This is a genomic window from Enterobacter chuandaensis, assembly GCF_003594915.1.
Lineage (GTDB): Bacteria > Pseudomonadota > Gammaproteobacteria > Enterobacterales > Enterobacteriaceae > Enterobacter > Enterobacter chuandaensis.
In genome coordinates, this window is sequence record NZ_QZCS01000002.1 from 287677 (window position 1) to 301573 (window position 13897).

Consider the following 13897-nt stretch of genomic DNA (forward strand, 5'->3'; position numbering starts at 1 on the left):
TCAGGGAGAAGGTTAGGCTGAGGGTGCCTTAGAAGTCGTAACGCAGACGCACCAGGTTCATGTCACCCAGGTTGTCGGTGCTGGAGGTGAACACGTGTTCGTAATCCACGCGGAAACCGTAATCCAGCTGGAAGCTGATACCCACGCCGTTGTCGATACGCTGGTAGTTACGGCCATTCACGTACTCAATACGGTCACCCATGAAGTAAGGCTGGATGGATTTCACCGCGTACTGACCGATTGGGAATTTGTAACCCGCAAAGTATTCAATACCCCATGCATCACCGGCGAAATAGTCGTTAACAGACACTTTTTTGGTGGTCAAGAAGTTCTGGTACCAGCCGCCGCCCGCGGAGAAGGTCCAGTTGTCCGGCGTCCAGCTCAGCGCAGTACCGAGGATGTTCTGGTCGTAGGTTTTGCTGTCGCCGTTGTCCGGGTTACGCATGTCCGCACGGGTGTAGTTCCACGCGGCGCCCCAGGTCAGGTCGGTGGTCAGGTGGTAATCGATACCCAGTGAGCCGCCGCCTTTGCGCTTGTAGCGCAGGCCGTTGCCCGGCAGGTATTCGCTGTCTTCAAACAGGTAAGATGCATAGATGTCGGCATCGCCCACGGTTTTCTTATATTTCAGCATCTGGCGTGAACGATAAGAACCGTCGTAGTCGCCGTTGATACCGTTACCCGGTGCCTGACCGATCATGTCGTAGTCCCAGATATCGGTTTTCGCACCCACCACATCATAATAAACGCTGTTCTGTTGACCGAAGGTCAGCGTACCCCAGGTGTCGCTCTTCAGACCGGTGTAGAGCATACGACGAGACGTGTCGTGCGCACCGTCTGCGTAGTGGTGATCCCAGTTGAACTGCGCAGGAATGTTCACGCCCAGCTCGTAGTAGCTGATCCAGCTGATGTCATCAAACAGGTAGTAATCAGCCGCGAAACGGAAACGGGTGCCGCCGTCAAAGCCGTTACGCTTGTAGCTGTTTTTACCGTCGTCGCCGGTCATGTTCTGGAACTGAGGACGAATACTGCCGCCAACGGTGAAGTTCAGGCGGCTCAGCGGGTTACCCGCCTGAGGATCCTGCTTAAGTACGGTGATTTCTGCCTGAGATGCAAAAGTAGTCAATGCCACTGCCGCGCCGATCGTTGCCGCCAGCGCTGATTTTTTTATAGTCATTATTTTTCCTTAATAGACACGCTGCTAAATATTTAGCGGGTGAATATTAACTGGAAATAATCGGGCTGTGTGGACGGGTTTTTAATGTTTTGTGCTACTAAACGCTATAGCGTTATCACTTTGTGCTATTTATGTGCTACGCACCGGCATAAAACCCGGTGCGTAATTATCACCATGCTAAATCAATTCACAAACTGGCGGAAAAGGGCTTTGCCCTTTAACAATCGCGTGCCGAGCCAGCCACCGCAAAGCGAGAGCAGCCCCGCGCCGCAGAGGGGCAGGATCAGCCAGAGACGCCAGTCAGGCTCCCACGGGAAGTCGAAGACCTTTGTCTGGAGCACCGCCAGCGCCGTCTCTGCACCAATCGCCGCGACCAGCCCTGCCACCAGCCCCAGTAAAGCAAATTCGCTCCAGAGCGTCATGCGCAGCAGGCGCTTGCCCGCGCCAAGCGTGCGGTAGACTATCAGCTCCTGATGACGCTGGCGCATGCCCACCTGCACCTGAGCCAGCAGCAGCAGCACGCCGCAGATTGTCACCAGCACCACCATCACCTCCAGCGCGCGGCTCACCTGCTCCAGCACCTGTCCCACCTGTTTCAGGATCGCGCCAATATCCAGCAGGCTGACCGTCGGGAATTCCCGGTTAAGCTGGGTCAACATGCCGTTGCCGTTTTCCCAGCGGAAGCTGGTCAGCCAGCTCTGCGGCTGTCCGTCCAGCGCGCCTGGCGGAAAGATAAAGAAGAAGTTCGGCCGCAGGCTTTCCCAGTCCACTTTACGCAGGCTGGTGACTTTGGCAGTAAAATCCTGGGTATCACCGGTGAAGGTGACGCTGTCCCCGAGCTTCACGTTCAGACGCGTCGCCAGCCCCTCTTCCATCGACACCTCCCCCGCTTTCGGCGGCCAGGTGCCGGCGGTTATCGGGTTGTGATCCGGGCGTTTCTCCTGCCAGGTCAGGTTAAGTTCGCGGTTCAGCGATTCGTCTTTATTTCCCTCCGTCGACTGGCCGTTTATCTGCGTCAGTCGGGCGCGAACGATGGGATAGAACGACTCGGGGATAATGTGGTGCTCCGACAGGAAACCCTTCAGCGGCGTCACCTGTTCTGGGGCAATGTTGATCAGGAAATAGTTCGGGCTTTCCGGAGGAAGCTGCTGCTGCCAGCGATCCAGCAGATCGCCGCGAAGCACGAGTAGCAGCGCCAGCAGCATAAACGACAGCGAAAAGGCCGACAGCTGGCTGAGCGTTGACCATGGCTGATGCAGCAGGCGGTTGACCGCCAGCCGCACAGGCAGCGATTTGACCGTCAGCTTTCTAAGAACGTTGAGCAACAGCCAGCCCAGCACGCCGCACAACAGCGCCAGTACAACCGCCCCGGCCAGCACGGCCCACAGCAGCGTGCTGCCGCCCATCAGCCAGGCCAGCAGCCCGACCGCAACAGCAATAATCACCGGAAGATAGAACTTCAGCGGCCAGACGTTCGCCACCACATCGTTGCGCAGCACCCGCAGCGGCTGCGTGGCGAGCAGCAGGCGGTACGGGCGCAGCCCCACCAGCACCGAGATCACCGTCATCGCACCTATCGCCCACAGCCAAGGCCAGAGGCTGGCCGGGGGCAAGGCGGCTGGCAGCACCGGTTTCAGCATCACCATCAGCAGTTTTTCAAACAGCAGCCCTATTATTCCGCCGGTAAGCGCAGAGAGAACCAGCAGCATCAGCCACTGGCCGACGATCAGCCTGCGCAGCTGCGCCCGCCCCGCGCCGAGAGTTTTGAGGATCGCCACCAGGTCGTAGCGGCTGCGGCAGTAGTGCCCCATCGCCACGGCAACCGCCGCCACCGCCAGCAGCAGAGTTAACAGCGCAGACAGCAGCAGGAACTGTTGAGAACGTTCAAGAGATTTACCCAGCGCCCCTTCGTCCTGCTCCAGCCCGTACCAGCGATGCTCCGGCTTGAGCTGCGGCAGAAGCCATTTTTCATACGCCTCCAACTGGGCAGGCGTCCCGCCAAACTTGTAGCGCCAGGTGACGCGGCTTCCCGGCTGAACGGCATGGGTTGCCGCAACGTCGGCAGTGTTCATCAGCAGGCGCGGCGCAAGCTGGAACGGGTTAAAGCCGGAGTCGGGCTCCTGCACCACTTCCCCGGCGATGTTCAGCGTCGCGTCGCCGACGTCGATACTGTCACCAGGTTTCAGGTTCAGAAGCGCCATCAGACGAGATGCCAGCAGCACCGTGCCGGGCGTCGGTTTTAACCCCGGCGGGCTGGTTTGTAATTCCCCGTACATCGGGTAGATGTCGTCCACGGCCTTGACGCTGGCGAGCTGCGGGGTATCTCCCGCGAAGGTCATGGTCTGGAAGGTGATTTGCTCCCCCACCTTCAGCCCTTCTTTGCGCGCTTCGTCAATCCAGCCCGACGGCACAGGGCGAGAGCTCTGCAGCGCCCGGTCCCCCGCCATAAACTCGCGGCTCTGCTGGCTGAGCCCTTTTTCCATGCGATCGCTGACGCTGCCGAGCGCCAGCACGCAGGCCACCGCCAGGCTTAACGCCAGCCAGACAATCAGCAGCGAGGGCGAGCGCCATTCGCGCCAGAACCAGCGGGCGATCATGCTTCCTCCTGAAGGATACCGTTCACCAGCCGCAGGCGGCGGTCGCAGCGGGCGGCGAGCTGCGGATCGTGGGTCACGAGGATCAGCGTAGTGCCATGTTCGCGGTTAAGCGAAAACAGCAGGTCAGCAATTTTGTCGCCGGTTTTACGGTCAAGGTTGCCGGTGGGCTCATCGGCAAACAGCACTTCCGGGCGGCCGTTAAACGCCCGCGCCAGCGCCACGCGCTGCTGCTCGCCGCCGGAAAGCTGTGCGGGAAGATGGTCGAGGCGCTTGCCCAGGCCGAGCTGTTCCAGCAGCGTCTTCGCCTGCGTGCGGCTTTCGCGGCTGTTTTCACCGCGCAGCAGCGCCGGAAGTTCGACGTTTTCCAGCGCGTTCAGGGTCGGGATCAGCATAAAGGACTGAAAGACAAAACCGATATGGCGCGCGCGCAGCGCGGCCCGCGCCTCTTCATCAAGCTGGTGCAGCGGTTGCCCGACCAGGTGGACTTCCCCACTGCTGCCGTCGTCCAGACCGGCCAGAATCGCCAGCAGCGTGGACTTGCCGGAACCGGATTCGCCAATCAGCGCGATGGTTTCGGCGCGTTTGACAACGAGTTCAACTCCGGTAAGGATTGAAAGCTCCTGCTCCCCCTGACCGACGGACTTCTTAAGACGATGAACTTCAACACTGTTTTCCGCTGGCATTTGCCCTTCCTGTTTTTGATGCTGATGACCTTCCGCGCGGCGGCAGCGGACACGTTACTGATTCTTGGCGACAGCCTGAGCGCGGGCTACCGCATGGCGGCCAGCGCGGCCTGGCCGGCTCTGCTCAACGACAAATGGCAAAGCAAGACAACCGTTGTCAACGGCAGCATCAGCGGCGACACCTCGCAGCAGGGGCTGTCGCGCCTGCCTTCGTTGCTCAAGCAGCATCAGCCGCGCTGGGTGCTGGTTGAGCTTGGCGGTAATGACGGCCTGCGTGGCTTCCAGCCTCAGCAAACCGAGCAAACGCTGCGCACCATTTTGCAGGACATCAAGGCGGCAAACGCCCAGCCGCTGCTGATGCAAATTCGCCTGCCCGCCAACTACGGTCGTCGGTATAATGAGGCCTTTAGCGCGATCTACCCTAAGCTTGCCAAAGAGTTTGATATTCCGCTCCTGCCATTTTTCATGGAAGAGGTCTATCTCAAACCCCAGTGGATGCAGGACGACGGTATTCATCCCAATCGCGATGCGCAGCCGTTTATTGCCGACTGGATGGCAACGCGGCTGGCTCCTTTAGTTAAACATGACTCGTAATTCAGCGGAGTTCCTGACAGGTAAAGTTATGCAAAAATCGGTCTTAATAACAGGATGTTCCAGCGGAATCGGCCTTGAGAGCGCACTTGAGCTAAAACGCCAGGGATTTCGGGTGCTGGCAGCCTGCCGCAAGCCTGACGATGTCGAGCGCATGAACGGGCTGGGCTTTACCGGCGTGCTGCTGGATATGGACTCGCCGGAGAGCGTTGAATGCGCCGCCGACAAGGTGATAGCCCTGACCGACAATCGTCTGTACGGGCTCTTTAATAACGCCGGTTACGGCGTGTATGGCCCGCTCGATACGCTCTCGCGCGAAACGCTGGAGAAGCAGTTTTCGACCAATTTCTTCGGCGTCCATCAGCTCACTATGCGTCTGCTCCCGGCCATGCTGCCGCACGGTGAAGGGCGGATCGTGATGACATCGTCAGTGATGGGGCTGATTTCCACCCCGGGACGCGGCGCCTACGCTGCCAGTAAATATGCGCTGGAAGCGTGGTCCGATGCCCTGCGTATGGAGTTGCGCCACAGCGGCATCAAGGTCAGCCTGATTGAACCCGGCCCGATCCGCACCCGCTTTACCGAAAACGTGAACCAGACACAGGCGGACAAGCCGGTCGAAAACCCCGGCATTGCCGCACGCTTTACCCTCGGCCCAGAGGCAGTGGTTGCCAAAGTTCGCCATGCTTTTGAGAGCGAGCATCCCAAAATGCGCTATCCGGTGACGCTGGTCACCCATGCCGTAGGCTGGTTAAAACGCCTGCTGCCGGGCCGGATAATGGACAAAATTTTGCACGGCTGAGTTGAAGCGACGACGCTCATCCCCATGTAAAGAGTAAACCGACAAAAGAGAAAGCCGCATGTCCGTACAGAATATCGTCAATATTACAGAAGCAAACCTGCAACAGGTCCTCGAACAGTCGATGACCAAACCGGTGCTGTTCTACTTCTGGTCTGAGCGCAGCCAGCACTGCCTGCAGCTGACGCCGGTACTGGAAAGCCTTGCCGCGCAGTACAACGGTCAGTTCATTCTCGCTAAGCTGGACTGTGACGCCGAGCCGATGGTCGCGTCGCAGTTCGGTCTGCGCGCCATTCCAACCGTCTATCTGTTCCAGAACGGTCAGCCTGTTGACGGCTTCCAGGGGCCGCAGCCGGAAGAGGCTATCCGCGCCCTGCTGGATAAAGTGCTGCCGCGCGAAGAAGAGCTGAAAGCGCAGGAAGGCATGGCGCTGATGCAGGAAGGCAAATACGACGAGGCGCTGCCGCTGCTTAAAGAGGCATGGCAACTGTCGAACCAGAACAGCCAGATTGGCCTGCTGTTGGCGGAAACACAGATCGCCCTGCACCGTTCAGAAGACGCGGAAGCCGTACTCAGGACGGTTCCAATGCAGGATCAGGACACCCGCTATCAGGGGCTGGTGGCGCAGATTGAGCTGCTGAAGCAGGCGGCGGACACCCCGGAAATTCAGCAGCTGCAGCAGCAGGTAGCCGACAACCCGGCGGATGCCGCGCTGGCAAGCCAGCTGGCGCTGCAGCTGCATCAGGTGGGACGTAACGAAGAGGCGCTGGAACTGCTGTTCAGCCATCTGCAAAAAGACCTGGCTGCCGCAGACGGTCAGGCACGTAAGATGTTCCAGGAGATCCTGGCCGCGCTGGGCACCGGAGACGCGCTGGCGTCGAAGTATCGTCGCCAGCTGTACGCGTTGTTATATTGATGCACTTTGCCCGGTGGCGGCTTCGCCTTACCGGGCCTACAAAAGCACGAATCGTAGGCCGGGCAAACGCAGTGCCGCCCGGCACAATCAGCGCACGTTTTTCAACTGCGTCACCACCAGCTGGTGGCGCGCGTTGTAGAACTTCCTATACGTCAGGTAACAGGCAATGATGGTTGACAGGCTTGCCGTAGAAAGCAGCATAAACGTCACCATGATCTGATACTTAATTGCTTTTACCGGATCGATACCGGCAAAAATCAGCCCCGACATCATGCCCGGCAGGCTCACCAGCCCCACCGTTTTGGCTGAATCCACCGTTGGGATCAGCGATGAACGAATGCTCTCGCGGATCAGCCGCGCCGAGGCCACTTTTGGCGTCGCCCCCAGGCTTAACTTCTCCTGCAACTGCTGCTGTTCGCTGCTGAAACGCTGGCCGAGGTTGTTATAACAGAGCCCAACGGCCACCATGGCGTTCCCCGCAATCATCCCGGAGATAGGGATCACCTGCATCGGCGTAAACTCAATCGAGCCGGAGAGCACCAGCACCGCCAGGGTGAGCGCCGTCCCGGTGGTAATCGCGATAAACGACGAAATGAACGCCTTATCAATGTACTTACTGCGCTTTTGCGCGTTCCACGCCGCGTTAAAGCAGATAAAGAGCACCATCAGCAGCGTCAGCACCGCGTGGTTGACGTTGAATATATACTTCAGCACATAGCCGACGATGATGAGCTGAACCACCGCGCGGCAGATACTCCAGACAATATCTTTTTCCAGCCCCAGCTTTTCCCGGTAGCTGACGACGATAGCAATCAGCACCAGCACCATCGAAAACGCCAGTGATTCATTGGTAATGTTATGCTCACCCACGGTCCGCCTCCTGCATTTTCCCGCCGTGCGGCTGGAGCGTAATCACGTCGTCCGCATGGGTAATTTCGTTTGAGTCGTGCGTCACCCACAGCACGGCAATTTTCTGCTCGCGGGCGTAACGATGAATAATCTCGTTGACGTTGCGTTTGTTGGCGTCATCGAGCGCGCTGGTAATCTCGTCCAGCAGCAACACTTTCGGTAAAAACTGCAGATTACGGATCAGCGAGACGCGCTGCTTCTCTCCGCCCGAGAGTTCATTGATGGATTTGGTCAGCGTCTCCTGCGCGAGGCCAAAGCGCGCCAGATCGCTCTGGAATTTTTCCGGCTCCGGCGTTTTATTGCGGATTTGCCACGGGAAAATCAGGTTGTCATAGACCGTGTCGCCAAAAAGCACTGGCGTTTGTACACAATAAGAGACCTGCTGACGATAGCTTTCCGGGGAAAGCATCGCGATATCCTGCCCTTCAAACAGAATGGTTCCCTCCGTGGGGCTTAACAGTGAAGCCACAATTTTCAGTAAGGTGCTTTTACCGCAGCCTGATGGCCCCGTTATCAGCCTGAACTCACCGGGAGAAAGGCTAAACCCGACGTGTTGAAGGATCGTGCTGTTTCCCACTCGAAAGCCGACGTCCTTGATCTGCAATACTGCATTTTCGTTGTTCATATTTTTTCCAGTACCCCCTGAGCGTTATTAGCATAATCCGCGCCGCACGTTCGTCACAACGCGTTTTAGCCGCGCCCTTTTTCGTCATGACTTCCTATTGCGTTTAACCTGTATTCATTAGACATGCTTTACACTTTCGCTTTACAGTTTACGACGTGACCTTAGCGACACTTCCGCATCGCTGGTTTAGAACATTCGTTAAAGTGGTGTTAAGCTCTGCCCGCAACACAATAAGGAAGTACCAGAATGACTAATATTCACACTTTTTATGAGTTTTCTGAACTTGAACCCGGCGTGAAAACCATCGATCAGCTTCTTGCCGCTATTGCTTCAGAATCCATTACGGCTTATGTGTTTGGCGGGGAGCTTGTCCGGTTTGTTAAAGGCCTGCTGAAAATGAAGCCGGTCATTCAGCTCAAGAATTGCCGCTTTGCATTTGATAACGGTACTCGCTTCGTTGAAATCGACGGCAAAGGGAATGTGAAAGAGTTCAAACCCGGCAAGGTTCCGGCCTGGTTCCAGTCTCCCGGTGAATTTGCCCGCGGTCAGTGGCTGGTCAACCATGATTTTGCCGATCTCATGACGCCGGAGTTTATCCGCGCGTTTATCGAGCGTTTCCCGGACGTGAATAAAAGACGCGAACACGCTAACCTGCTGTTCGATCTGCAGCTCAATAAGATAGCGTCCGCGCAGCCTGCGGCGAAAAAGGCTGGTAATGTCCAGGGCAAAACGACCAAACCCAAAGTCACCGATCTGCAGTCTTTCGAACTCTTTGGCCAGTTTTATACGCGCATGAAAGCGGCAGTCTTTGCTGACCAGTTCCCGACGCTGCAAATCCTGACGGGACACGACGCCGTCAACGACGCGCCCACCTCTCTGAAGGGCGCGGTACGCACCTGGTTCAAAGGGATCACCGGCCAGCTTCCGCCGAACAACAAGCGCGTGGGCGCCGGCAATGCGGAACTGTTCTGCGCGCCGATCCGCGAGCAGCTGCGTCAGGTAGAGGAAATCGGGCTGGAGACCTTCTACCACGGCCTGTCGAAAGCCATCGCTGACGCGGGTGAGGATGCGCTGATCGCTGATTTTACCTACATCTACCACTAACGCTCTGCCCCACCCGACGGGCAGGGCGAATTTTAACCCGTTAACCGATATACTTACGCACAGTACACACGCATTTTCTCTTATCAAAGCATGCAAAACAGGAGGTTTTTATGCTCATCGTTGTTCCTGTCCTTATTTTTGTTGCGCTGGTTATTGTGGGCGCAGGTGTCAAGATTGTCCCTCAGGGTTACCAGTGGACCGTTGAGCGGTTCGGTCGCTATACCAACACGCTGCAGCCCGGCCTAAGCCTGATTGTTCCGTTCATGGACCGGATTGGCCGCAAGATCAACATGATGGAGCAGGTGCTGGATATCCCTTCTCAGGAAGTGATCTCCAAAGATAACGCCAACGTGACCATTGATGCCGTCTGCTTTATTCAGGTGATTGACGCGCCGAAAGCGGCGTATGAAGTGAGCAACCTGGAGCTGGCGATCGTCAACCTGACAATGACCAACATCCGTACCGTGCTCGGCTCGATGGAGCTGGACGAAATGCTCTCCCAGCGCGACAGCATCAATACCCGCCTGCTGCACATTGTTGATGAGGCCACGAACCCGTGGGGGATCAAAGTCACCCGTATTGAGATCCGCGACGTGCGTCCACCGGCGGAGCTGATCGCCTCCATGAACGCCCAGATGAAGGCCGAGCGTACCAAGCGTGCCTATATTCTGGAAGCCGAAGGGGTCCGTCAGGCGGAGATCCTCAAAGCGGAAGGGGAAAAACAGTCGCAGATCCTGAAAGCGGAGGGTGATCGTCAGTCCGCGTTCTTACAGGCGGAAGCGCGTGAACGTTCCGCAGAAGCGGAAGCCCGTGCGACGCAGATGGTCTCCGAGGCGATTGCCGCCGGTGATATCCAGGCCGTGAATTACTTCGTCGCACAAAAATATACCGATGCGCTGAAAGAGATCGGCTCCGCGAACAACAGCAAAGTGGTGATGATGCCGCTGGATGCCAGCAGCCTGATGGGCTCTATCGCGGGGATCGCCGAACTGATCAAAGACAGCGGAAACGAGCGTAAAAAATGATTGAGCTCATCGTTGCACATCCTCATGCCTTCTGGCTAAGCCTCGGTGGCTTGTTGCTGGCGGCGGAGATGCTTGGCGGCAACGGCTACCTGCTCTGGAGCGGTGTTGCCGCGGTCATTACGGGCCTGCTGGTCTGGATCCTTCCTCTGGACTGGGCGTGGCAGGGTGCGCTGTTTGCCGTGCTGACGCTGGTCGCCGCCTGGCTGTGGTGGCGCTGGCTGAACAAGCGGGTGAAGGCGCAGAAGCCGGTCGATGCGCATCTCAACCAGCGCGGGCAGCAAATTGTCGGCAAGCGTTTTACGCTCGACAGCGCGCTGGTGAACGGGCGCGGGCACATGCGGGTGGGCGACAGCTCGTGGCCCGTGGTGGCCGATGACGACCTCAGCGCCGGCACGCGGGTTGAGGTCATTGCGGTGGAAGCCATTACCCTGCGGGTGAAAGCCTGCTAAGCATGGGTTTTGCGATGACAGCAGCCGGCAAGATTATCGATAATCGGGCAGTCGGCGCTGTCATCACCCGGGCAGGATTCCGCCAGCTGCAGCAGCTGTTCGCGCATCGCCTGTAGCTCGATGATGTGGCGTTCAATCTCCGCCACTTTTTCCAGCGTGCGTTTTTTCACGTCGGCGCTGTGGCGCTTCGGATCGTTAAACAGGTTAACCAGCTCGCCGCACTCTTCCAGGTTAAACCCCACCTGTCTTGCCTGGCGCAGCAGCGTCAGTTCATCCAGATGCAGCTGCGTGTAGCTGCGGTAGCCGTTTTCACTGCGCAGCGGCGGCGTTACCAGCCCCTTCTCTTCATAAAAGCGGATTGCCTTGCTGGTTAAGCCGGTTTTTTTGGCCACGTCACTGATATTCACATTTCCCCCTTGACCTTCCCCTTGATGGAAGGTTTAACCTTCATAACAGTTAGCGAAAAGCGTTACTCCGGTCAACAACTGACCAATATATTATACGGGAGTTTTGTTATGTCTCACACTATCGACCTGACGCTGGACGGCCTCTCCTGCGGCCACTGTGTCAAACGCGTTAAAGAAAGCCTGGAACAGCGCCCTGATGTGGAAAGCGCTGACGTGACTATCGATCATGCCGCCGTGACCGGCAGCGCCAGCGCCGACGCGCTAATTGATACCATTAAACAGGCCGGTTACGGGGCGGAGTTAAGCCACCCAAAGGCTAAACCGCTGGCAGAGTCATCATCCCCGTCGGAAGCACTGACAGCGGCCACTCCTGAGCTTCCGGCAGCTGATGATATTGATGACAGCCAACAGCTGCTGATCAACGGCATGAGCTGCGCCAGCTGCGTTTCCCGGGTACAAAACGCCTTGCAGGCCGTACCGGGCGTCGCGCAGGCACGGGTCAACCTTGCGGAGCGTACTGCGCTGGTGATGGGCAGTGCCTCCGCCGCAGAGTTAGTGCAGGCCGTGGAAAAAGCGGGCTACGGGGCGGAGGCCATCGAAGATGACGCCGAACGCCGCGAGCGCCAGCAGGAAACGGCTATTGCCACCATGAAGCGCTTCCGCTGGCAGGCGATTGTCGCCCTGCTGGTGGGTATTCCGGTGATGGTGTGGGGCATGATGGGTGACAACATGATGGTCACCGCAGACAACCGCACGCTGTGGCTGGTGATTGGTCTGATTACCCTTGCGGTCATGGTCTTTGCAGGCGGGCATTTTTATACCAGCGCCTGGAAGAGCCTGAAAAACCGCACGGCGACGATGGATACCCTGGTCGCGCTCGGTACCGGCGCGGCATGGCTGTACTCCATGAGCGTGAACGTCTGGCCCCAGTGGTTCCCGATGGAAGCCCGCCATCTCTATTATGAAGCCAGCGCGATGATTATCGGCCTGATTAACCTGGGCCACATGCTGGAAGCGCGCGCGCGTCAGCGCTCCTCGAAAGCGCTGGAACGTTTGCTCGATTTAACCCCGCCAACGGCTCGCGTGGTCACAGACGACGGGGAGAAAAGCGTCCCGCTGGCGGAGGTGCAGCCGGGCATGACGCTGCGCCTGACCACCGGCGACCGGGTGCCCGTCGACGGTGAAATCACCCAGGGCGACGCCTGGCTGGATGAAGCGATGCTGACCGGGGAGCCGATCCCCCAGCAAAAATCCCAGGGCGACGCGGTCCATGCGGGTACGGTAGTGCAGGACGGCAGCGTGCTGTTCCGCGCCAGCGCCGTCGGCAGCCATACCACCCTTTCGCGCATTATCCGCATGGTCCGCCAGGCCCAAAGCAGCAAGCCGGAAATTGGTCAGCTTGCTGACAAAATCTCGGCCATTTTTGTGCCGGTGGTGGTCGGCATTGCCCTGCTGAGCGCCGCGATCTGGTATCTCTTCGGCCCGGCGCCGCAGATTGTCTACACCCTGGTGATCGCCACCACGGTGCTGATCATCGCCTGTCCGTGTGCCCTCGGCCTGGCGACGCCGATGTCGATCATCTCCGGCGTGGGCCGCGCCGCCGAGTTTGGCGTGCTGGTCCGTGATGCGGATGCCCTGCAGCGGGCGAGCACACTGGATACAATTGTCTTTGATAAAACCGGTACGCTGACCGAAGGCAAACCGCAGGTGGTGGCCGTGAGCACAACTGGCATTGCGGAAGAAGAGGCGCTGCGTCTCGCCGCCGCGCTGGAGCAGGGCTCCAGCCACCCGCTGGCCCGCGCCATTCTCGATAAAGCGGGCGATGCCGCCCTGCCGCAGGTCAACAATTTCCGCACCCTGCGCGGGCTCGGCGTCAGCGGTGAAGCCGACGGCCACGCGCTGCTGCTGGGCAACCAGGCGCTGCTGAATGAAAACGGTGTTGATACCAGCGCGCTGGAAAGCGAGCTGAAAGCGCAGGCGTCTCAGGGTGCCACCCCGGTTCTGCTGGCGGTGGATGGCAAAGCCGCCGCGCTGCTGGCCGTGCGCGATCCGCTTCGCCAGGACAGCGTGGATGCCTTACAGCGTCTGCACCGCGCGGGCTATCGTCTGGTGATGCTGACCGGGGATAACCCGACCACTGCCAACGCCATCGCGAAAGAGGCCGGAATTGATGAGGTCATTGCGGGCGTGCTGCCGGACGGTAAAGCGGACGCCATCAAAAAACTGCAAAGTCAGGGTCGCCAGGTGGCGATGGTGGGCGACGGCATCAACGACGCCCCAGCGCTGGCTCAGGCGGACGTGGGGATTGCCATGGGCGGCGGGAGCGATGTCGCCATTGAAACCGCCGCCATTACGCTGATGCGCCATAGCCTGATGGGCGTTGCCGACGCGCTGGCCATTTCGAAAGCTACGTTGCGCAACATGAAGCAGAACCTGCTGGGGGCGTTCGTCTATAACTCGCTCGGTATTCCGATTGCCGCCGGGATTTTGTGGCCGCTGACCGGAACCCTGCTGAACCCGGTGGTCGCGGGTGCGGCGATGGCGCTCTCCTCCATTACCGTAGTGAGCAACGCCAACCGTCTGCTGTGGTTTAAACCGAAGGATTGAACCTTGTACCC

At 58.5% G+C, this 13897-nt stretch carries 13 protein-coding genes; 7 read left to right on the forward strand and 6 right to left on the reverse strand.

The window, feature by feature from the left end:
• Positions 1-28 precede the first annotated feature (28 nt).
• From D5066_RS04560 to ybbA, 3 genes are all read right to left on the reverse strand, one after another.
• The gene (locus tag D5066_RS04560) at positions 29-1174 is read right to left on the reverse strand and encodes a porin (protein ID WP_119915199.1); all 1146 of its coding nucleotides are present in this window, start codon (positions 1172-1174) and stop codon (positions 29-31) included.
• Between the two features lie 182 nt (positions 1175-1356).
• Entirely contained in the window at positions 1357-3771 is a 2415-nt protein-coding gene (ybbP, locus tag D5066_RS04565; protein ID WP_119915200.1) for a putative ABC transporter permease subunit YbbP, read from the reverse strand.
• Positions 3768-4454, reverse strand: coding sequence for a putative ABC transporter ATP-binding protein YbbA (gene ybbA, locus D5066_RS04570; RefSeq protein WP_119915317.1), 687 nt, complete (start codon positions 4452-4454; stop codon positions 3768-3770). Before ybbA ends, ybbP begins: the two co-directional genes overlap by 4 nt.
• On the opposite strand from ybbA, the gene tesA reads away from it, so the two are divergent.
• The 3 genes from tesA to D5066_RS04585 are packed head-to-tail and all read left to right on the forward strand — an operon-like array spanning position 4425 to position 6760.
• Positions 4425-5048 carry a multifunctional acyl-CoA thioesterase I/protease I/lysophospholipase L1 gene (gene tesA / locus D5066_RS04575; RefSeq protein ID WP_119915201.1) on the forward strand — a complete coding sequence of 208 codons (624 nt, stop codon included), beginning with the start codon at positions 4425-4427 and terminating at the stop codon, positions 5046-5048. The genes ybbA and tesA overlap by 30 nt on opposite strands.
• Positions 5038-5847 (forward strand): SDR family oxidoreductase, encoded by an 810-nt coding sequence (locus D5066_RS04580; RefSeq protein ID WP_119915202.1) that lies wholly within the window; start codon positions 5038-5040, stop codon positions 5845-5847. The genes tesA and D5066_RS04580 overlap by 11 nt, the downstream gene beginning before the upstream one ends.
• Before the next feature lie 58 nt (positions 5848-5905).
• Entirely contained in the window at positions 5906-6760 is an 855-nt protein-coding gene (locus D5066_RS04585; protein ID WP_119915203.1) for a co-chaperone YbbN, read from the forward strand.
• Positions 6761-6847: 87 nt separating this feature from the next.
• On the opposite strand, the gene fetB is transcribed toward D5066_RS04585, so the two are convergent.
• The gene (fetB, locus tag D5066_RS04590; RefSeq protein WP_080328021.1) at positions 6848-7630 is read right to left on the reverse strand and encodes an iron efflux ABC transporter permease subunit FetB; all 783 of its coding nucleotides are present in this window, start codon (positions 7628-7630) and stop codon (positions 6848-6850) included.
• Positions 7623-8294, reverse strand: a complete 672-nt coding sequence (gene fetA, locus D5066_RS04595) for an iron efflux ABC transporter ATP-binding subunit FetA (protein ID WP_119915204.1) — start codon at positions 8292-8294, stop codon at positions 7623-7625. The genes fetB and fetA overlap by 8 nt, the downstream gene beginning before the upstream one ends.
• Before the next feature lie 246 nt (positions 8295-8540).
• Between fetA and D5066_RS04600 the strand changes: the two genes are divergently transcribed.
• The 3 genes from D5066_RS04600 (at position 8541) to D5066_RS04610 (ending at position 10872) form a co-directional block, all read left to right on the forward strand.
• Complete coding sequence (locus D5066_RS04600) at positions 8541-9398, forward strand: hypothetical protein (RefSeq protein ID WP_119915205.1); 858 nt, start codon at positions 8541-8543, stop codon at positions 9396-9398.
• 110 nt (positions 9399-9508) lie between these two features.
• Positions 9509-10423 carry an SPFH domain-containing protein gene (locus tag D5066_RS04605; protein ID WP_008499312.1) on the forward strand — a complete coding sequence of 305 codons (915 nt, stop codon included), beginning with the start codon at positions 9509-9511 and terminating at the stop codon, positions 10421-10423.
• On the forward strand, positions 10420-10872 hold the full coding sequence (locus tag D5066_RS04610; RefSeq protein ID WP_119915206.1) for an NfeD family protein: 453 nt from the start codon (positions 10420-10422) through the stop codon (positions 10870-10872). Before D5066_RS04605 ends, D5066_RS04610 begins: the two co-directional genes overlap by 4 nt.
• Here the strand turns inward: D5066_RS04610 and cueR are convergent.
• A complete protein-coding gene (gene cueR / locus D5066_RS04615; protein ID WP_080328025.1) occupies positions 10869-11279 on the reverse strand; it encodes a Cu(I)-responsive transcriptional regulator in 411 nt (136 codons plus the stop codon). The genes D5066_RS04610 and cueR overlap by 4 nt on opposite strands.
• Before the next feature lie 108 nt (positions 11280-11387).
• On the opposite strand from cueR, the gene copA reads away from it, so the two are divergent.
• A complete protein-coding gene (copA, locus tag D5066_RS04620; protein WP_119915207.1) occupies positions 11388-13886 on the forward strand; it encodes a copper-exporting P-type ATPase CopA in 2499 nt (832 codons plus the stop codon).
• Positions 13887-13897: the final 11 nt, after the last annotated feature.